At 54.3% G+C, this 20919-nt stretch carries 8 protein-coding genes and 1 pseudogene; 2 read left to right on the top strand and 7 right to left on the bottom strand.

Annotated features, from left to right (window positions below; genetic code table 11):
- Positions 1 to 45: 45 nt before the first annotated feature.
- The 4 genes and pseudogenes from RBB82_RS12735 to RBB82_RS12720 form a co-directional block, all read right to left on the bottom strand.
- Positions 46 to 7527: pseudogene (locus tag RBB82_RS12735) on the bottom strand (MBG domain-containing protein); the annotation flags it as partial.
- A 752-nt stretch (positions 7528 to 8279) separates the two neighbouring features.
- Positions 8280 to 9239 carry a carbohydrate kinase family protein gene (locus RBB82_RS12730; RefSeq protein ID WP_433970904.1) on the bottom strand — a complete coding sequence of 320 codons (960 nt, stop codon included), beginning with the start codon at positions 9237 to 9239 and terminating at the stop codon, positions 8280 to 8282.
- A 422-nt stretch (positions 9240 to 9661) separates the two neighbouring features.
- Positions 9662 to 10522 (bottom strand): inositol oxygenase family protein, encoded by an 861-nt coding sequence (locus tag RBB82_RS12725; RefSeq protein WP_433970902.1) that lies wholly within the window; start codon positions 10520 to 10522, stop codon positions 9662 to 9664.
- A gap of 150 nt (positions 10523 to 10672) precedes the next feature.
- Positions 10673 to 11947, bottom strand: coding sequence for a GRP family sugar transporter (locus tag RBB82_RS12720; protein ID WP_433970901.1), 1275 nt, complete (start codon positions 11945 to 11947; stop codon positions 10673 to 10675).
- Between the two features lie 669 nt (positions 11948 to 12616).
- Between RBB82_RS12720 and RBB82_RS12715 the strand changes: the two genes are divergently transcribed.
- Positions 12617 to 14218 carry an arylsulfatase gene (locus RBB82_RS12715; RefSeq protein WP_433970899.1) on the top strand — a complete coding sequence of 534 codons (1602 nt, stop codon included), beginning with the start codon at positions 12617 to 12619 and terminating at the stop codon, positions 14216 to 14218.
- Positions 14219 to 14549: 331 nt separating this feature from the next.
- Positions 14550 to 16907 (top strand): fused MFS/spermidine synthase, encoded by a 2358-nt coding sequence (locus RBB82_RS12710; protein ID WP_433970897.1) that lies wholly within the window; start codon positions 14550 to 14552, stop codon positions 16905 to 16907.
- A gap of 27 nt (positions 16908 to 16934) precedes the next feature.
- On the opposite strand, the gene RBB82_RS12705 is transcribed toward RBB82_RS12710, so the two are convergent.
- From RBB82_RS12705 to RBB82_RS12695, 3 genes are all read right to left on the bottom strand, one after another.
- Complete coding sequence (locus RBB82_RS12705; RefSeq protein ID WP_433970896.1) at positions 16935 to 18074, bottom strand: DUF481 domain-containing protein; 1140 nt, start codon at positions 18072 to 18074, stop codon at positions 16935 to 16937.
- 291 nt (positions 18075 to 18365) lie between these two features.
- Complete coding sequence (gene argE, locus RBB82_RS12700; protein ID WP_433970894.1) at positions 18366 to 19499, bottom strand: acetylornithine deacetylase; 1134 nt, start codon at positions 19497 to 19499, stop codon at positions 18366 to 18368.
- Entirely contained in the window at positions 19496 to 20902 is a 1407-nt protein-coding gene (locus RBB82_RS12695; RefSeq protein ID WP_433970893.1) for a formimidoylglutamate deiminase, read from the bottom strand. Before RBB82_RS12695 ends, argE begins: the two co-directional genes overlap by 4 nt.
- Positions 20903 to 20919 lie beyond the last annotated feature (17 nt).

Genomic DNA, 20919 nt, shown 5'->3' with positions numbered 1-20919 from the left:
GCGGTGTCGGTCGAGGTGAGAGCTTGCTGTGCCCGTGACTACGGAGGACGTGTCGCCGTTGACGTAGCCCGTGATGGTGTCGGTGAAGGTTGGGTCAGCTGCGCCGTAGGGTCGGGTCGCATCCGCGGCCTTGACCGTCAGCACCGCAGGGGTCACGGTGATGCTGGCCGTCGCGACCTGGCCCGCGTAGTCGACCGTGTCGGTTGGGGTGAAGGTGGCGGTCACGACTACCGGAGTGGCGCTCACCGGGAGCACCGTGCCTGCGGCCGGGCTGTAGGTGAAGCTGCCCGCGATCGAGGCGGTCGCCTTGATGCCCGTGGCGCCGCCGATCGCGGTCCCGTAGACGATCGACTGGCTCGGCCAGGTGATGGTGTAGGCGCTGGCGGTGGCCTGGGTGATGCTCAGGGTCCCGGGGGTGAAGACGAAGCTGTAGTTCTTGGCGGTCAGCGTCCCCACTGCGGCCGTGATCGGGTAGCTCCCGACCGGCGAGGTCGCGGTGTCGGTCGAGGTGAGAGCTGCTGTGCCCGTGACTACGGAGGGCGTGTCGCCGTTGACGTAGCCCGTGATGGTGTCGGTGAAGGTCGGGTCGGCTGCGCCGTAGGGTCGGGTCGCATCCGCGGCCTTGACCGTCAGCACCGCAGGGGTCACGGTGATGCTGGCCGTTGCGCTCTGGCCCGCGTAGTCGACCGTGTCGGTTGGGGTGAAGGTGGCGGTCACGACTACCGGGGTGGCGCTGACTGGGAGCACCGTGCCTGCGGCCGGGCTGTAGGTGAAGCTGCCCGCGATCGAGGCCGTCGCCTTGATCCCCGTGGTGCCGCCGATCGCAGTCCCGTAGACGATCGACTGGCTCGGCCAGGTGATGGTGTAGGCGCTGGCGGTGGCCTGGGTGATGCTCAGGGTCCCGGGGGTGAAGACGAAGCTGTAGTTCTTGGCGGTCAGCGTCCCCACTGCGGCCGTGATCGGGTAGCTCCCGACCGGCGAGGTCGCGGTGTCGGTCGAGGTGAGAGCTGCTGTGCCCGTGACTACGGAGGGCGTGTCGCCGTTGACGTAGCCCGTGATGGTGTCGGTGAAGGTTGGATCAGCTGCGCCGTAGGGGCGGGTCGCATCCACGGCCTTGACCGTCAGCACCGCCGGGGTCACGGTGATGCTGGCCGTCGCGACCTGGCCCGCGTAGTCGGTGGTGTCGGTTGGGGTGAAGGTGGCGGTCACCACCACTGGAGTCGCGCTGACCGGGAGCACCGTGCCTGCGGCAGGGCTGTAGGTGAAGCTGCCCCCGATCGAGGCCGTCGCCTTGATCCCGGTGGCGCCGCCGATCGCAGTCCCGTAGACGATCGACTGGCTTGGCCAGGTGATGGTGTACGCGCTGGCGGTGGCCTGGGTCACCGTCAGGGTCCCGGGGGTGAAGACGAAGCTGTAGTTCTTGGCGGTCAGCGTCCCCACTGCGGCCGTGATCGGGTAGCTCCCGACCGGCGAGGTCGCGGTGTCGGTCGAGGTGAGAGCTGCTGTGCCCGTGACTACGGAGGACGTGTCGCCGTTGACGTAGCCCGTGATGGTGTCGGTGAAGGTTGGGTCAGCTGCGCCGTAGGGGCGGGTCGCATCCACGGCCTTGACCGTCAGCACCGCCGGGGTCACGGTGATGCTGGCCGTCGCGACCTGGCCCGCGTAGTCGGTGGTGTCGGTTGGGGTGAAGGTGGCGGTCACCACCACTGGGGTCGCGCTGACCGGGAGCACCGTGCCTGCGGCAGGGCTGTAGGTGAAGCTGCCCCCGATCGAGGCCGTCGCCTTGATCCCGGTGGCGCCGCCGATCGCAGTCCCGTAGACGATCGACTGGCTTGGCCAGGTGATGGTGTACGCGCTGGCGGTGGCCTGGGTCACCGTCAGGGTCCCGGGGGTGAAGACGAAGCTGTAGTTCTTGGCGGTCAGCGTCCCCACTGCGGCCGTGATCGGGTAGCTCCCGACCGGCGAGGTCGCGGTGTCGGTCGAGGTGAGAGCTGCTGTGCCCGTGACTACGGAGGACGTGTCGCCGTTGACGTAGCCCGTGATGGTGTCGGTGAAGGTTGGGTCAGCGGCGCCGTAGGGGCGGGTCGCATCCACGGCCTTGACCGTCAGCACCGCAGGGGTCACGGTGATGTTCGCGGTCGCGCTCTGGCCCGCGTAGTCGACCGTGTCGGTTGGGGTGAAGGTGGCGGTCACGACTACCGGGGTCGCGCTCACTGGGAGCACCGTGCCTGCGGCCGGGCTGTAGGTGAAGCTGCCCCCGATCGAGGCCGTCGCCTTGATCCCGGTCGCTCCGCCGATCGCGGTCCCGTAGACGATCGACTGGCTCGGCCAGGTGATGGTGTAGGCGCTGCTCTGGGTAATCGTCAGGGTACCAGGGCTGTTCGTAATGGTGTAGTTGCTGAGGTTGGCGCCAGCAGCGGTAGGAGTGATGGGATACGGGCCTGCAGCCGAAGTGAGTACCGCGGTCGTTGAGAAGCTCTCGGTGAAGGTATCGCTATTGACGGCACCGGTAATGCTACCGGTAAAGGTCGGGTTCGGAGTGTTATACGCACGGGAGAAACTGTTTGCCTTGACCGTCAGGACCGCAGGGGTCACGGTGATGCTGGCCGTTGCGCTCTGGCCCGCGTAGTCGACCGTGTCGGTTGGGGTGAAGGTCGCGGTCACGACCACCGGAGTGGCGCTGGCCGGAAGCACTGTCCCTGCTGCCGGACTGTACGTAAAGGTGCCTGGGATACTTGCCGTAGCTTTGAGCGAACCTGACCCAATAGTGGCGGCCCCATAAGTAACGGTCGCGGAGTTCCAGGTGATGGTGTACGCACTGCTCTGGGTAATGGTGAGGCTGCCCGGCGGTGGCGGTGGGAAGGTAAAGCTGTAGTTACTGGAGGCAAGAGAGCCGAGCGTTGCCGTGATCGGGTAAATTCCCGCCGCAGCAGGCGCTGCCGGAGTTGTGGTTAAGATTGGGGATCCTGTAACAGAGCTCGACTGAGTATCCCCGTTCACGAAGCCGGTAATTGAAGAGGTGTAAGCAGGTACAGCGTTGCCGTAAACAACAGACTCATTATTGGATGTGACCGTGAGAGGGGCTTTATTGACTTGAAGCTGCACGGTCTTTGTGGCTCCCCCGTAGCTCGTACTCGAAGGGGTAAAGACGACGCTAAGTGGAACGGTGCCGGCGGCGGGGACAGTTCCGGACGGCGGAGTGTAGACATAGGTACCAGGCACTACAGTTGGAGTAGACGACGTGCTGAGCGCCATCGCCACAACTACGATGTTGCGATTATTCGGGAGCGTGACGCTCTGCACCACCTTGGTGTTATCGAGAGGTAGTTGGAATCCGTACAGATTGGCAGTGCCGGTTGTTCGACCTCCGCTACCGGTATTTCGATAGGCAGTCGTCGAAACGATGGTCTCGGCCACATAGTTCTCGGATTGTGTCCAGCAACTAAGGTTGATATGGAAAATTGAGGAGGTGCCATCGGTGTAGGTAACCGTTAAGGCTTGCGCGGTCTGGCCAGTCGTAGTCGACGCACCAATCACTGACAGTAGAGCAAAATTTCCTTGTGGAAGTGCAATCGTTGTACTGGTGACTGCGTCCGGAAGGTTCGCAGGTCCAAGTGAATATGTTTGCCCTTGCCAGACGATAGAAGAGCCGACGAGGTTAGACGAGTACGCATTTCCGCTATTATCGAAGCCTCCAGTCGAGAAGGTCGATCCGTCGGTTTGAAAGGCATTCACGCGGTAGTAGGACGAGAGCGAAACAGATGTCGTTCCCGGAATCGTGTACGCAACTGCGTTGAGTTGTGTGGTGCTGAGGGCGGTCCCATACGTGATAGGTGCGGGCGTGGGCCAGTTGAGAGTCGTCGCGTTTGCCGGATTTACAAGCAGATTTACGCTCCCGGTCGCAGACGTGTAGTTCGGCTGGTCTGCTGGAAGGGGAGTGAATGTGGCTGAAAGAGTATTTTCTCCGGTGGGCAGGATAGCGCCCAACGAAGGCGTGTACACCAATGCAGGTGGCGGAGTGCCTGGAGCTGGAGCAACAAGCGCCATGGCGAGCATTACTATATTTCGCGTAGCCGGAAGCGTGAGGCTTTGAACTATTCTCGTGTTGTCGAGCGGAATCTGGTAGCCGTAGACGCATGTGAGATGCCCGTCTTGGCCGCCGCCGGACGTATTGCGATAAGGAACACACGTTACGTTAGTCTCGCCAGCATAATTCAGCGGATAAACCCAGTCGCTCAAGCTTTGAGTTGTTGAGGAAGTTGTCCCATCGGTATATGTGACAACAAAGGTGCCGGAGGGTGGTATCGCGTTATTTACGAGCGCGCCAAGCATTGCAAGAGAGCTGTAGTGACCGGGAGGGAGACTGACCGTCGTATTACTAACCGCATCAGGCGCATTTGCGGGACCTAACGGAAAGGTTATGTTGTTCCAAGTGACAGAAGTTCCCAACAGATTGGCTGAATAGGCGCTACCTCCTCCATCAAATCCTCCCGAGTTAAAGCTCAACCCGTCGGTGTAAATTCCGCTGACGTTATAGAACGAGGCCAGGGGGACCATGTTGTAGATGCCTACGGTGGCATCGAGTTGTATTCCACTCAATGCCGTGCCGTAAGTGATTGGCGCTGGGGTCGCCCAGCTTATCTGCGGAGTTGCGAGATTTACAACGAGTGTGGCACTGGCGCTTGCAGTCGTGTAGTTGCTGCTTGTGGGGGTAAAGACGACGTTAAGAGTGTGAGAGCCGGGTGTAAGTAACGTTAAGGCGGACGGACTGTAGGAGTAAGTTCCTGCGACAGATGATGACGCATTTAGTTGTGCACCCCATAGGAGCATCCCGTAGCTGATTGGTGCCGGGTTGGCCCAGGCGATCGTCGGGGTACCTTGTCCCACAGTGAAGGTAGCGGTCTGGGTTGAGGCAATGTAGTTGGTGCTGGTAGCCTCAGAGGCCTTCAAGACCACCGTGCCTGCACCCGTCAAGGTGACAGTGGAACCAGAGACCGTAGCCGGTCCCGAGACTACCGAGTAGGTGAAGGCACCGCTCGAGTTCGAAGTCGCAGCAACCGTGAAGGGAGTAACACCGTAGATCTGGTTTGATACCGAGAAGGTGATCGTTGGCGTTCCCTTGCCTACGGTGAAGGTGGCGTTCTTGCTACCGGCGATATAGTTGCTGTCCGCAACCTCAGACGCCTGCAATACCACCGTACCTACACCCGTCGGCGTCACCGTGTTACCAGAGACCGTCGCCAGTCCCGAAACCACCGAATAGGTAAAGGCACCGGTTGAGTTCGATGTAGCAGCCACCGTGAAGGGAGTCCCATAAGTCTGGCTCGATACCGTGAAAGCAATCGTCGGGGTACCTTGGGCCACGCTGAAGGTCGCCGTCTGGGTAGCTGCCACATAGTTGCTGTCCGCAGCCTCGGAGGCTTTCAGCACTACCGTGCCTGCCGCCGTCAGGGTCACTGTGGATCCAGAGATCGTTGCCGGCCCCGAGACCACCAAGTAGGTAAAGGCCCCGGTCGAGTTTGAAGTAGCAGCAACCGTGAAGGAGGCAGCCCCGTAGGTCTTATTCGCCACCGTGAAAGCGATGGTCGGAGTCGCCTGGCTCACAGTGATGTTTAGCGCAGCGGATGCGGGACTCGCTGCGAAGTTAGCATCACCGGAATAGGTCGCGGTAATGCTGTTGCTATTTATCGTGAGGCTTGTCGTGTTAAGGGTTGCCACACCTCCCGAGATCGTCACTGGAGAGCCGAGCGTTGTGCCACCGTCTTTGAATGTGACTGTGCCCGTTGGTATCAGGGCACCAACCTGCAGAGGAGTGTTCTGCAGCGTTGCCGTAAGGACCACCTGCTGCCCATACGTAGGTGTGGTCGTGCTTGCGCTCAAGAGTTCTGTCGTCGCTACCTTCGTCGCGGCCAGCGACACAGTGTTAGAGATGCTTGCGTTGAAGCTGGAATCTCCCGGATAGGACGCCTCGACATTATGGTTGCCACCGCCAGGAATTGATACTCCGGTGATCAATACACTTGCGGTATCCGTGATCTCGTTTAGAAGAATGCTTACGTTGTTGCTAGTGTTATTTGCAACTGCAAGATCTGCACTTCCATCTCCGTTGAAGTCTCCTGTCGTTATCGAGAAGGGATTTGTTCCGACCGCTGGTGTTGCTTGAGGCTGAAAGGTTAAATCGCCATTGCCAAGCAGCACGCTGGCGGTTGCGGAGTTGTAATTTGCTACTGCAAGGTCGATCTTGCCATCCGCGTTGAAGTCCCCCGCCGTGATGGACATGGGAGTACGGCCAGTGGCAGCGGTTCCCTGCAGTGTGAAGGTGCCTGACCCGCTTCCCTTGTAAATATCAATTTTGCTGTTATTGCTGTCGGCGACTACAAGATCAAGGTTTCCATCCGCATTGAGATCCACTGCGGTGATCACAGTTGGGCTAGCTCCACTGGGGAGGCCGAAGGTGAAGTCAGTAAAGTTTGTTCCGCTTCCGTCACCACGCATGATGCTGACCGAATTGTCATTTTTGTTTGCAACCGCGAAGTCTAAGTTTCCATCTCTGTTGAAGTCTCCTACTGCGATGGAAGACGGTGCGTTGCCAACAACGACTCCCGATGACGTGAGATCAGTAAAGCCGCCATTTCCATCGCCCTTCAAGATGACCACTGCACCACCGGTCGCGGGGTTACCTGCAACTGCGAGATCGGGAATGCCATCCCCATCGAAATCGCCTACTGCAAGCGATGTGGAGCTTGTGAGCGGAGTAACGGCATATGGGGTCTGCGTGTTGAACGTGCCATCACCGTTTCCGATGAGGATACCAGCCGTACCAGCGCTGGAGTTTGCCACTGCGAGATCGAGTTTGCCATCGCCATTAAAGTCTGCTGTGACAATGGCAACTGGACCGGTACCAGTCGCGTATTTTGTTGCGGTGGCGGTAAATTTGCCCGCACCATTTCCAATCAAGATGCTTATGTTCGTGTCGCTTGCATTGAGAACAGCAAGATCAATGAACCCGTCGCCGTTGAAGTCGCCCGCAACTACACTTTGTGGCTTGTTCCCAACAGGAATCGGAGAATTTCCGCCCACGATCGTCTGATGCCCGACGGTACCTGTGCCAAGTCCGCCTGAACCTACGAGTAGATTCGCATTGCTCGTGTCCAGAAGAGATACAGTTCCAGTCGGTGACAGAGTTGTGGTGCCAATTCCCAAGATCGTCGTAGTGAGTGACCAGTTGCCTGCTGACCCTCCGGAGTTAAGAAGGCTAGCCGTCGTTGGGTATAAACCGGTAACGGTAGCTACAGCTGCGGGACTAGAGAAGCTACCTGAAAAATTCTTTGGCGCATTAAAAGTTGCTACAACAGAGTGCGTGCCAATTCCGCCCAATGGTTGCTGGAGAACTGCATTGCCTTTGGTGCCGTGGGCTGATTGGACCTGAACGGTACCAAGCACCTGTGTGATGCCGTTGTAAGTATCTCGGAAAGTAACTGTGCCGCCCGCAAGTGACGTCGCACCTGCATTCACTGTTGCCGTCATACCGAATACGGAGCCATTGGCTGCGCTCGCTGGATTCACCGCGAGTGTAGTGATCGTTGCAGTTTGCGATTCGGCCACAGCACACGACATCGCAATCATAAGAACCGTCAAAGCAAAAACGATCTTTGAAAAGGCCCCGTAGCCAGACGCTACATATCCAAACCGGCTTTTCACAGTGACACAGCAGGACGACATATACATCTCCGTAACTTCGAATAGCCCGATAGAGGAGCCTTCAGGTGGCGAACCGCGCATTTGGAAAGCTCTTGGTGTTTCTTTGCGTAACTAAACGAGCCGGTTCTTAGGGCCTGCGCGGTCGCCGACTAAGAATGGATGGAAGGAAGTCTCAATTGCTTCGACAGTTACAAGAATCCCCTAGTTGTCGTTACCCGGCCATAGTCCTAAGGTGTCAGCGGAATCCCCTGAACTGGGGCGATTTTTTGCGTCAGACACAGAGCTTCTATCTTGAAAATGCCACTGAAGTGTGAGGGGAAACACTTGATGGTAGGAATGAGAGTTGAAAGGTCAAATTGCGAACGATAGCAGCCCGAGATTCGTTAAGGCATCACGAGTAGCTAAACAACTCGACCGGTCGGAGAGAGCAGATTTTGCGAGAAGATATGGCGAAGAAGTGCCGAACAGCACAAAGAATCGCTCTTAGGCAGAAAGCTACGCCATGAGGACATAATTTAGCGAGGAGGCCATCTTACTTGCCAACAACACTCACTATGCAACATCCATACTCTTTTGAGTTAGCTCAGTAAACAGTCTGTGTTCGCGGCGCAATAGGTGGAATGATGTCGAGAGCCGGTTGCTATTAAATTCTCAACTACCTCGATAGACTGGATACCGCCTCTGGCACCCACTGCCATGCAATTCAAAGCTGCCGCAGCACATGCAAAATCAAGTTGTCGCTCCAGCGACCAATCTTGAAGTAGTCCATAGATAAATCCTGCGTGAAAGATATCCCCGGCCCCGGTCGTGTCGACTACAGGAACATGATAGGCAGGAGTGTGGTGGAACTGTTTACCATTCCAGGCCAGCACTCCGTCCTCTCCCAACGTCGCAGCGGCGAGAAGACATCCGTAACGGCCTTGCATCCGCCGCAGCGCTTCTTCCAAGCTGGTTTCCGCCATAAGCCGACATGGGAAATCCCGACTCACAATGAGATAGTCAATGTTCGCGAGTAAATCTTCCACGCCCGGATAGATCTCATCTAAATCCGCGATTACCGGGATTCCCGCAGCGCGAGCCCAGTGCGAAGCTATCGTTGCCGCAGCGGTATCGTAACCATCGATGTGAAGAGCACGGGCGTTGACGATCCATTCACGCTCGAGTTCTGTGGGTCGAAGAATAAGCCTTTCATCCCGCCTACAAAGCACAGTCCGTTCGCCCTCATCATCAACGAGTATCAGCGACTGCGGGCTGGCGCCTCCTGGAACGGTGACAAGCTTCGTTTCCACACCTGCATGAGCAAAGGCCTCTCGATGCAGTCTTGCAGCGTCATCGTCACCAAGCTTCCCCACGTAGCGTGTCTGAAGACCCCATTGCTGACACGCAACAACAGTTGATGCGACTTGGCCTCCAGGTAAGACAGTTGCATTCCGGTACTCAACCTTAGAGCCTCGTGACGGATACTTTGAGAGCGGGATAACCGTATCAGTGGCGTTCAGCCCAACACCGACCAGGTCGACTTTCGACAATTTCGTCATACAACTACTGTAAATGGAGCCCCAACGTCCGCGATATCGATGACATATCGACAACTTACTCACCCTATGTTGGCTGGGCTCTTCATCTAAACTTCGACCCGTACCAGTTCCCGTGGAGTGGTTCAGGAACAACGCATTCTCTGCAAACAGCTATGACAGGCATGTTCCGCTGGAGCTCTTTGGAGCGGCATTTGTGCCGGGGACTTACCACGGTGTGGTGGTGCCAGTGGACATCGCGGCAACACTTGCTTCACTGCTCCGTATCAATCGTCCAAGTGCGGCTGTGGGACGTGTACTCACAGAAGCAATGCGTCCAGAAGATACTGATTCGACGTGGTGATTTGAGCCAGAGACAAAAATCAACTCAAGCAGGTGCGAACGCAAACAAAGCACCTCAGATCGTTGACGGATAAATCGAACTCTTACCAGCTGATCTTCGGGGGAAAGAATTCACCAAATAAATCGTCGTAGTATGGCTTGAGATTTTTTAAATCCGGCTTTGTGTGTCCCTTGGAATACAGGTCATAGACGTTGAACTTGTTCACCCACTCCAACATCTCTGTATCATGATCATTCATCAGGTGGCGGTATGCACCGTGCCGATGCGCTGCATAAAAGGAGTGATAGCGCAGCATATATAAAGACTCTTCCGGCATGTAATTCTTCATTACTTCGCCAATATATCCATCGTGACCAAACGAAAGGTGTACGTTTTCAAGTCCGCAGTTTGGCTGGTAGATACCATATTTAGTCTGATAAAGCGGGTTCTTGATGTCGGGGTTTGCTGCAAAGTATTCCGGAAAAACAATGTTCTTCGAATAGGCGCAGCCCACAGGAAAAGTATCGCCTACGACGCCCCACTGCGGCTCACCCCAGAGGCAAAGAACTTTGCCCAAGTCATGGATAAATCCGGTCAATACGAACCATCGCGGATGTCCGTCCTTTCGAATAGCCTCTGAGGTTTGCAGCAAATGCTCGATTTGGGTGAGATCAGTATCGGGATCGCTATCGTCAACTAGCGTGTTGAGAAACTCTGCAGCCTCCCAAATACTTTTCTCGCCCTTGTTGAGCCCAAAATACTCCTTCTCTTTCGCTATCACGTAGTCAAAAGTCTGATGTTGATGATTGAGCCGATAGAACTCAGCTACACCCGGAGTAGCTTTTTCGTCATATTGACGGAATTCATCTTCGCTCTTCCCCTCTTGATATCGACCGGTGAGAAAGTCATCCCACTCATCCATATCTTTCAGAGGAGCATCAGTAGAAATTGAATGGGCACCCATGAAACATCCTCCGGCTGGTTCGACTAAATCTACGTTACCCAAACTATAAGAGCAGAAGAGGTGAATGGCAAATCAGCCGTGCTCTGCGATTGGCGATTCAACAAGTTTCGTTGAGACACGCAAAACTGACTATCGCACAAAAGATTCGGCCTAAGAAAACCGCGTCCGGCGCCACAGGCTCAAACCACCTACGGCTAAGCTAACCGCCAGGAGAATTGCCATCACGGCGACCCACTTAAGGTTCATCGCTAGGGGCGGCACTATCGCTCGGACGCCTAAAGCGATAAAACTTCCTGTCGCTATTAGGACGATCGCGTAATCCCACCAGCGTCTCCGTTCATCTTCTCCGCCGCTCTCAATCCCTGCTTGAGCCATCATCGCTCGATGATAGTCCAACCCGTATCGGTTGCACTCCCGAAGAACCGCCTCGTTTGTCGAACTTTGCTCTTTTGCTGAAGCGACCGCAGTGCTTATTGCCAAGGCGCCAAAGATCATCAGGACTGAGCCGCCCACTACCAGCAACATGTGTTGTCGGTCAGCGGTTGCGAGTTCGCCAAACACAAGTGCTCCCCACGCCAGCCCCCAAAGTTGATTGGTATTCGAAAGCGGTATCCCCCTTCCAATCCCTAAATACTTAGCCGCGAATTGCTGAAATAGATCACCAACCACCCAAACAAAGCCTCCGAGGAAGAGCCAGAACAATACCCCCGGCATACGAAACAACTGGAACGCGGAAGAATGGATTCCACCATCCAGGGATAGCGTCAACCCCAAGACCGTCCCCAACTCTCCAACTGTGAACGCCGTCACAAATGAAAGAGGATTCATTCCGCTCAGATATGCTTTGCGGTACGGAACATACATCGTTCCCCACATTAGACTCGCACCGAGAGCCGCGACGATGCCGCGAAATGCATGCTGTCCCATCGAACTGCCATGAATGGTGCTGAAGCCAAGCATCACAGCGGCAGTTACGATCAGAACAGCGCCCATCACTACTTTGCCGATGTTCTTCCCGCTCGCGCCTTCAAGTTCACGGAACAGCACTCGGCCCCAGAACAGTCCAATCAACGAATTCGCGTTCCACATCGGAAACGCGACAGCCAGCCCAACATCGCGAATCGCAAAGACGGTCAGCGTATTTGCGACCGCCCACAATGCGCCAGCCAGCAGAGCCCATACAATCAGATGTTTCCTCTTGGCAAGGTCGGCAAATACATATTTTGTGCCCTTCAGCAATGTAGGAAAGGTCCATCGAGCTGTAAAAACTCCTGCCACCATGCAAAGCGAGATCGCGAACGGAGAGAACCCCGAGTTCACAAGTTTTGTAGGAGCTTCCGCCGCCCCAAGCCAGACCCCGGCCGTCAGTCCACAGATTACGCCCAGGCCGTGCAGCGACACTCCAAAACGCTTTATTGTTTGCACCGCACCTGCCATCCATCTGTTTTGGCCTTACACCCCAGCCTTTGAACTTGCGCGTAATCAGTGCAACACAACCAAGAGGGCCACACCAGCCAGCAATACAAAAAAAGGAACCAGGAAGTGGCTATCGGTAGCAATTGTCCTAATCCATTTACCAAGACTCAATTCCGCCTCCATCATTAACTTAGCCGCGAGAGACGGTTTCGTTGCTCCCACCCTATATTTCGTCCACATCACTGTCAACAAAATGGAGTTCAACCGCGATGCGGTTTACAGCACTGGTTGAGATAACTTTTCAGACTGCACATCTAAATATTCAAGAAAGCTACTCCGGAAAAGCGCGCCCATCTAATACCTCTACCTCGTCAAAACCGTGTGCGAACGCATTAGCAGAGAGTAAAACCTTAGAGCGACGGGATTTGACTCAATTCCTACTTGACTTTGAGAGTCTTGCAAAGGACAATCTCGATGCAGCTCAGAACACTTGAGTTGTGCCTTCGGGAACAGTGTTTCACCTGGATTAGATGAAACGAACTGTTAGATGAGCAAGCACGTGGGATGCGCTCCCCGGTGATTCAATCTTTCGTTCCCGCTGTGTAGATCCCTGCCGGTCGATTCACGTTGCCGATTCAGCATTATGCATCTGAGCACCTTCATTCCAAGGGAGCGCTTATGATCTCAGAAACTCATCGTTATTTGAACTGCCGAAGGTTGGCAGTTCTTCGGATGCCCCTATATTTTTTTGCGGCTCTATCGCTAATGGTTCTCTTCGCGCCGCAGGCTTCTTTCGGGCAGGCCAAGAAGCCGAACATCCTGGTCATCTTTGGCGATGACATTGGTCAGAGCAACATCAGCCGCTATACACACGGCCTGATGGGCATGATGACACCGAACATCGACAGCATCGGCGAACACGGAATGACGTTCACCGACTACTACGCTGAGAATAGCTGCACAGCAGGGCGAGCGACCTTTATCACCGGACAGGTTGCGGTGAGAACGGGAATGACCAAGGTAGGCGTTCCAGGCGCTCCGGTGGGAATCCAGAAGCGCGATATTACGATCGCGGAGGCAATCAAGCCGCTCGGATATGCAACCGGGCAGTTCGGCAAGAACCACTTGGGAGACCGTGACGAGTATCTGCCGACGAATCATGGCTTCGACGAATTCTTTGGCAACCTGTACCACCTGAACGCGGAGCAGGAGCCGGAGATGCCGTACTGGCCCACGGACGATCCGATCTTTTTAAAGGTGTACAACCCACGCGGTGTTATTCATTCCTTTGCTGACGGCAAGATCGAGGACACCGGACCGCTAAACATCAAGCGCATGGAGACGATCGACGACGAGACATCGAACGCCGCCATGGACTTTATGGACAAGCAGGTAAAGGCTGGTAAGCCGTTCTTCTGTTGGATGAACTTTACCAGGATGCACGTCTTCACCCATGTGAGGCCGGAGTTCAAAGGAAAGAGCGGGATGCCAGGCAATGAGTACATGGATGGCATGTGGGAGCACGATCAGGACGTTGGCAAGTTACTCAAGAAATTAGACGACCTTGGAATTGCAAATGACACCATCGTCATCTACACCACAGATAACGGACCCAATATGTTTTCGTGGCCTGATGCGGCGATGACTCCGTTCCGGAACGAAAAGAACTCGAACTGGGAGGGGGCGTACCGCGTACCTGCGATGATTCGATGGCCCGGGCATATCAGGGAGAACGTCTGGTCTAATGAGATCGTCTCTGGACTTGATTGGTTTCCGACGTTACTGGCAGTAGCAGGAAATCCCAACATCACGGATCAGCTTCTCAAGGGCACCGGTCCGGGTGGTATGGCGCATAAGGTTCACCTGGATGGCTACAACATTCTTCCTTACCTGACAGGGCAGGAGGCACATTCGCCACGGAAGAATTTTTACTACTTCAATGACGATGGCCTGCTGGTAGCTATGCGACATGAAAACTGGAAGTTTGTTTTTTGCGAGCAGCGAGAGATCGGGGGGTACAAGGTATGGTCGAATCCCTTTACATGTCTTCGGGTCCCGTTGATTGAAAATTTACGTATGGATCCTTATGAAAAAGCGCCTCTCATTTCGGATCAGTATGACGATTGGCAAGTCCATAATGTGTACTTGGCGGTTCAGGGGCAACTCTCTGCCCAACAGTTTGTCGAGTCATTCAAGGAGTATCCACCAAGTCAGGCTCCGGCCAGCTTCACGATCGACCCGGAGATGTTTGTGAATATGGCCCCGAAACCCAAGGAATGAGTTGGGAGCGGTGTATGCGTTAATCTGTTTGAAAGAACAAGCGACGAGCAGAATAAATGAACCGGGTTCATCCATCGTGAATGAACTCGGTTCATTTTTACAGGGGTCCCGCATGTCGGCTGTGAAATCCGGCTCTGCTTCCAAGAAGAAATCAAAAGATCTTAATGGCGCCAAGTCCGCTCCCGCGATCGAGCGTCGAAATCGTACTAGTTTCAACGCAAGATCCGTGTTGCTTGCTTTCGTGCTCTTCTTGTCTGGCGCAGCCTCTCTGATTTACCAAGTGCTTTGGATCAAGCAACTCTCACTGGTCGTGGGGGCAGAAGTATATTCCGTGACAATCGCAGTAAGCGCATTCTTCGCAGGGCTTGCGTTCGGAGGCTTGTATTTTGGTCGGTGGGCAGATCGGCTTACGCGTCCATTCCTGGTCTATCCCTACCTCGAAGCAGGAATCGCTGTACTCGGCGTCACCACGACTGTTGCTTTGTACCACTCCTCTTTTCTTTTCGCAGTAATAGAAATTCGAGCCGGTTTGTTGGCATGGTGCCTGCCGTTCTTCCTTGTCGGAGCACCTGCGTTTCTCATGGGAGGAACGCTGCCGGTTGCCATTCGTTTGTGGATGTTTGGGACAGAACGCATTGCTGAGGCAGGAGGGAGCGTATACGCTTCGAATACAGCCGGAGGAATCGCCGGCGCGCTGTTGAGCACTTTTGTCTTCTTGCCCCACTTTGGGGTTCACGGTACGGCCTATGCGGCGGCAGCGCTCAACCTCGGAGCGGCAGCCGGAGCCATTGCTCTGAATCGTCATTCTCACAAGGAGCAGAATGCGCCTGAGACATTAGACTCTCAAGCGCTGACCAGGCCAGCCCTCTTCGCGTTCGCACTCTATGCATTGGCTGGTGGCGTTGCGCTTGGTTATGAAGTCGTATGGTCGCAAGCCATCGTTCAGTTTCTTAGCACGCGAAGCTTTGCCTTTTCGATCGTTCTCGCGACCTACTTGGCGGGTCTCGCCGCTGGAAGCACGTTGTATGTTCGCTTTGCCGATCGGCTGTCCGACGCCTGGGGAACCTTCGGCTTCCTGATCTCCGCCGCTGGCTTTATCGCGCTATTAGAAATTGCTAGTTTGAGCGTATGGCAACTTCGCGTACAAGCAATCGTCGGAAACATGACGCTATCAACTACTGGAAGCGAGTTTGCAAGCATGTGCGCTCGCTTTTTTATTGCTGCTGTTGGAATCGTGTTCGTACCGACTGTTCTGCTTGGAGCTGCTTTTCCGGCGGCCCTTCGATTGGTAACGAGGAAACACTCGGTGGGGCGTGATGTAGGGGCTGTTATCGCTCTAAATACTGCTGGCGGCATCGTCGGAACCTTGGTGACAGGATTCTTTCTTGTACCCACGTTCGGTCTGGTACGGACCCTTGCGATACTGGCAATCGCAGCAGCAGCATTGGGCTTCTGCGCAGTCTTACGCGGGTCGATGGTTAGACCCTCGATGCGATGGACGGTGTTGGTGATTGGATTCATAACACTAGCAATTGCTGTCATCACACCACCCGACCGTATGGGGCGTCTACTGGCATCAACCCGAGGTGGCGGCAGACTCACCTTCTACAAAGAAAGCGCGGGTTCTACCGTCGCCGTACTAAAACAAGCGAGTGGCCACCACACTCTCAGAAGACTCTATATTCAGGGGGTTTCAAACTCAGGCGATGCAATGCCTTCATTGCGCTACATGCGGCTCCAGGCTCTGCTTCCCCTTATCATTCATACGGGAGAGCCGCGCTCGGCGCTGGTCATTGGATTCGGCACCGGAATAACAGCTGGCGGTCTGCTCCAGTACCCACAACTTCAAACGAGGGTCTGTGCAGAGTTGCTGCCTGCGGTGGTGCAGGCTGGCTCGTCATTCGAAGGCAACTTCGGCGCAGCCTCCGATCCGAGACTGCAAATCCGAGTACGCGACGGACGCAAGGAACTCGTCCAAAGCACAGAACGATACGACCTGATTACGTTGGAGCCACCTCCGCCGTCCGCTGCTGGCGTAGTGAATCTCTATTCGAGCGACTTCTACAAACTCGCAGCAAAGCGTCTCGAAGCCAACGGCCTTGTTGCTCAATGGCTACCTCTCGCCACCCAGAACGATGCAGACACACGTTCTCTTATGCGCAGCTTTCTCGATGTCTTCCCATACGCTACGCTGTGGTCGACCGAACTCCATGAGATGCTGCTTGTCGGCTCCCTGTCGCCGATTGAATTGAATCCTCAAGAGATCACGAGGCGATTCAATCAGCCCACGGTTACCTCATCGCTGCAAGAGGTTGGGGTTAAATCACCGGCGGCTCTGTTAGCTACCTGGATGATGGATCAGGATGGCATGAAACGCTATGTTGGTGATGCACCCGCCGTGACAGACGATAGTCCAAGTATTGAATACGCGGCTTCGGTGCACTCTGGAGAAATTAAGTCCGTTCTTCCGAAGTTGTTAGCACATCGCACCGTCCCCCCTGTGCATAGCGCCGATTCCGCCTTCCTTTCGGAGATACAAGAGCAGCAAGCTAGCCTGTTCGGTTTTTATGATGCAGGCATAGCTGCTTACGATGGGAACCGAGATCTGTGGCAGGTAACCATCGCAAAAGTACTCCAGCATGATCGTACAAATCCTTATTACAACTGGATACTTGGAAATACCCAGTAGCGGTTGCTTGAGACCGACGGAACGAACTCAATGAAACGACCAGCCGATTGTCGTCGATCCGCCAAGGTTATTGACTGGAGCTTTAATAACGGGTTGGTTGTCATAGTTATCGTAAAAACTAAAACGAATGTAGAAATCACCCAAAAATTTGTAATAAATATCTTGATTCAGGGTCATGCGTACCCGTCCAGCAGCAACTAGGCTGGGATATACCCAGACAGAAGTATCGAACGTCGTTGAATCGAACCGAAACGTTGAATATTGCACGGCGAACGCTGAGTCAAGTTCATTGGGGTGTGCATTACTCGTCGTACCTGCCTGATCCTGCTCAAGAGTATAAGCTAGCCCTCCGATGGCAGTTAGGTCGCTGCGATTCGTAAAAATGAGACGCTTCGCCAATGCGACCCCAAACGTGGATCGAAGATTGACCTGTTGTTCTGAACTGGACAGGAAGTTTGCAATTCCTCCACCATACCAATTCGATCTTCGTAGCTGTCGAAAGAGTGAAGTCTTCAGGCTTGCCTCTTCAGTATTATCGGTTTTCGCTTGGCTCGTAAACTGGGAGCTTGAGCTTGAAGAGAACAGGTACTTCTGTGATTGATACGTAAGGGCGCCCTGGACAGTGAGGTTCTTCTGACTGTTAGAACGAGCAAGGCTCAGTCCCATGTCGTAATTTCCACGCAATCGTTTGAAGAAGGACGTTCCGAGCGGCTCAATCTCTATGACCTTATCGTAGGGGAGCGTAACAGGTGGTGTGTGCTCCACAACCAGCGATCGCTCTTCCGTATTGCTGGAAAGAGATCCAGTATGAAGTGTTCCATCCGGCTCGCTTACTAAGAAAGATTGTGAACTTTCGACATGATCCACTTTCTTCCAGTCGATGACGACCGTGGAGTTTGTATAGTCAGGCTTGATGGTAAGTTGTCCCTGCTCCAACGAGCGTATTTCGCAGGTTATCTTATCTCCGTTTTGCATATAGACAATGTCGATCTTTTCGCGGCTGGAAGCCCGCGCAGTCATCGTAAGTACGAAGATGATACTGAATGCTAAAAATAAAGACTGACTGCCGATTTGTGGTCGACAGAGGAGTTTGATAGTGGCGAAAAAGGTTGTACGTGGGTCTTGCTTATGTTGAGTATGGCCGGGTTCGTGGGTAAGATCTGTCACGCTATCCATCCAATCTTGCGACCGTAGCGATCTGTCGTTCTCGTTAGTAGGGTACGGACAGTCGCCGCGAATCGCGCTTGGTTCGCAATTGCCACATTACAATCGGAGCGGTTCTAATATATATCGAAGCATCCCCGGCAACGTGCATCTGGATACAATGATTGGCCTAGTCAAGGGTTGCTGCCGTCAGATGGTAGTGGCGGTTTGAGCTTCCGCTCTACCATCTTGCGTAAGTAAATAACAAAGAGCCGCTTATTTATGCGCTACGGCGCGAAGTATGACATGTGTTGCTCACTGCCCACACTTCTGCATTAATTTCTTAATGTACGACACAGCCTCGGTCAACTCGGATACTGGAACACATTCCCGTGGACTGTGGGCAGTACGCATATCTCCAGGCCCAAAAACAATAATTTCCTTCACCAGGCTGGCGAATACATTCGCTTCGGACCCAAAAGGAATCGAGATGGATTGCCTTCCCGTAAGATGCTCCATAGTTCGGACTAGGTCCGATTTTGGCGCAGTCTCAAAACCCGACTGTTGACGTAATATCTTCAGATCAAATCGAAAATCAGGATTTACTTCGAGAATCTGATTCCCTATTTTAACGATCGCTTCGGCTACGATTTCGTCTGCATTTCCCGGGATTGGCCGCCACTCGACCAGAAAGCTACATCTCCCAGGAACAACGTTTTTCGCAGTGCCTCCGTGGATTGTTCCAATATTGAGCGTCGTAAACGCTGGATCGAAAAAATTGTTTCGCTCTTCAGCAAGTCGTCGAGCAAATATCTCAATTTCACGAATCATCTGAGCCGCACCGTAGATCGCCGACCGCCCTTGAAAGGGATGCGCACTATGGGCCTCCTCACCAGACACAGTGACCTCGGCCAGACAATAACCTTTGCCTGCCCGTGCAGGATACAAAGACGTGGGCTCTCCGATAACAAGACATCGAGGATTCATAAGAGCGGAAGCAAGTAAACGATTCGCTCCGAGGCATCCTATTTCTTCATCTGCAGTCAAAACGATCCGCAATCCATGCTTGAGATCCTTCGTCTCGGTTTCGCTAACAGCAGCCAGCAAACATGCGAGAAATCCCTTAACATCGCACGCGCCGCAACCATAGACGACATCGCCTGTCGCAATCGGTTTAAGTGCGCCATCCCACTCAGGAGCGAATGGAACGGTATCTGTATGGCATAAGAATGCGAGCTCCGCTATAGGATCGTTAGGATTTTGGCCGGGGGGTGCTGTGATTAGATTAAGTTTTTCAATGCCATTCGTATCAATATGCGCCGTCGTGGAAGCGTCCCATCCCGCTTCTCGAAAGACCTCGGAAGCATAGTTCACTACTTGACGGTTCGATATCGACGAAACCGATGGAATACGAATGAGTTCCAGTAGATATTCGATGACCGTTTTCATAATATGTTCCTAACGGCGTGGCCAACATTCCAAACCCTACGATGGACCTCCCGATACCGCGCAACTATCTCCGCGTGCAATGGATGCACTTGGTCTCGAACGATGCATATTCCATTCACTATCACGTCTCGAATCGCGGATCTGTTAAGGGAAAATACAAGGATCGGAAGCAAGTCTTCATTCGAATGACCTGCAATTGAGATATCGTCGAGATCCACGGTGAAGGCATCAGCGAGTGAACCTGTAACGAACTCGCCCGTAGGCACTGAGAGCGATTCGGCGCCATTGCGAGTGGCACACGAGAACAGCCGTTCGGCGATTGCTTCCTGGTCGATCATATCGAGAATGGCGCGTTGCTGGTTCCTGAGCCGAAGGTGATAGTCGAGTTCGCGCGCGTCTTCAATTGGATCGATTTGCGCTTGGCTGTCTGATCCGAGGGCCACCCGAATACCGGCGGACATTACTTCGTCCGCAGCAAAGATCCCATCCCCAAGATTTCTTTCGGTCGTAGGGCAGGAACAAATCGTTGATTGAGAGTGGGCAAGCTCCGCCACCTCATCAGGCCGGACGTGAATGGAATGAACGGCAGTAAACCTCGGGCTTAAAATTCGCTCGGTGCTTAGCAGTTCAACTGGCGTACGTCCATATTCGCGGACGCAAGCTTCATTCTCAGCAACCTGCTCGGCAACATGCATGTGCAAAGGAAGCTCCCTGACATGAGCCCAGGCCGCGATCTCTAAAAGATCATCGAGCGGGACTGCGCGAATGCTATGCGGAGCAACGCCGAAGCGGATCTCATTTGACCTTGTCGAATATTGAGAAACAAGCTCGCTCATATTGTTCAGAAACTCGTCCGTTGACTCGAAGAAGCGGGCCTGACCAGGATCTGGAGGCAGGCCAAATCCAGATCGAAGATACGCTGTTCGAAGTAATACGATACGAAGGCCAACTGACTGAGCTGCGGCAATGACTTGTTTACTCAGAAGATTTGGGTCGTCATATGCACTACCTGACGGATCTGTGTGGAGGTAGTGAAACTCTCCTACTGTGGTCGTCCCGGCGAGGACCATCTCGAGGAAAGCCATCCGAGCTACATCGAATACCTCCTCGGGAGTAAGTTGGGCAGCAGCGTGATACATCGTACCGCGCCAACTCCAGAAATCTCGACCACTTACGACCCTGGACTCCGCCTTACCTCGAATCAACCGCTGAAAGGAGTGCGAGTGTGAATTAACAAAGCCGGGCAGAAGTGCTTTCCGGGGCAAGTCGACAGTCGTAGAACTTCCGCTAGCTCGCTTAGCAATTATGCGTTCGATTCGTCCTGCATCATCGACAAGAAGTCCTTTATCGGTCACAAACGTGCCGTCAAGATACAACAGCTCCGGACAATAGAACGTGCTCACCAGACCTCCAATTGTGA

Origin of the sequence: Tunturiibacter lichenicola (assembly GCF_051013355.1) — a bacterium.
GTDB lineage: Bacteria > Acidobacteriota > Terriglobia > Terriglobales > Acidobacteriaceae > Edaphobacter > Edaphobacter lichenicola_F.
This window is presented reverse-complemented; position numbering and strand designations above follow the sequence as displayed.

What these genes read in the sequence shown, in the direction of transcription:
- RBB82_RS12730 (WP_433970904.1), bottom strand. Translation starts at nt 9,239, where the DNA reads ATGACGAAATTGTCGAAAGTCGACCTGGTCGGTGTTGGGCTGAACGCC.
- RBB82_RS12725 (WP_433970902.1), bottom strand. Translation starts at nt 10,522, where the DNA reads ATGGGTGCCCATTCAATTTCTACTGATGCTCCTCTGAAAGATATGGAT.
- RBB82_RS12715 (WP_433970899.1), top strand. Translation starts at nt 12,617, where the DNA reads ATGATCTCAGAAACTCATCGTTATTTGAACTGCCGAAGGTTGGCAGTT.
- argE (WP_433970894.1), bottom strand. Translation starts at nt 19,499, where the DNA reads ATGAAAACGGTCATCGAATATCTACTGGAACTCATTCGTATTCCATCG.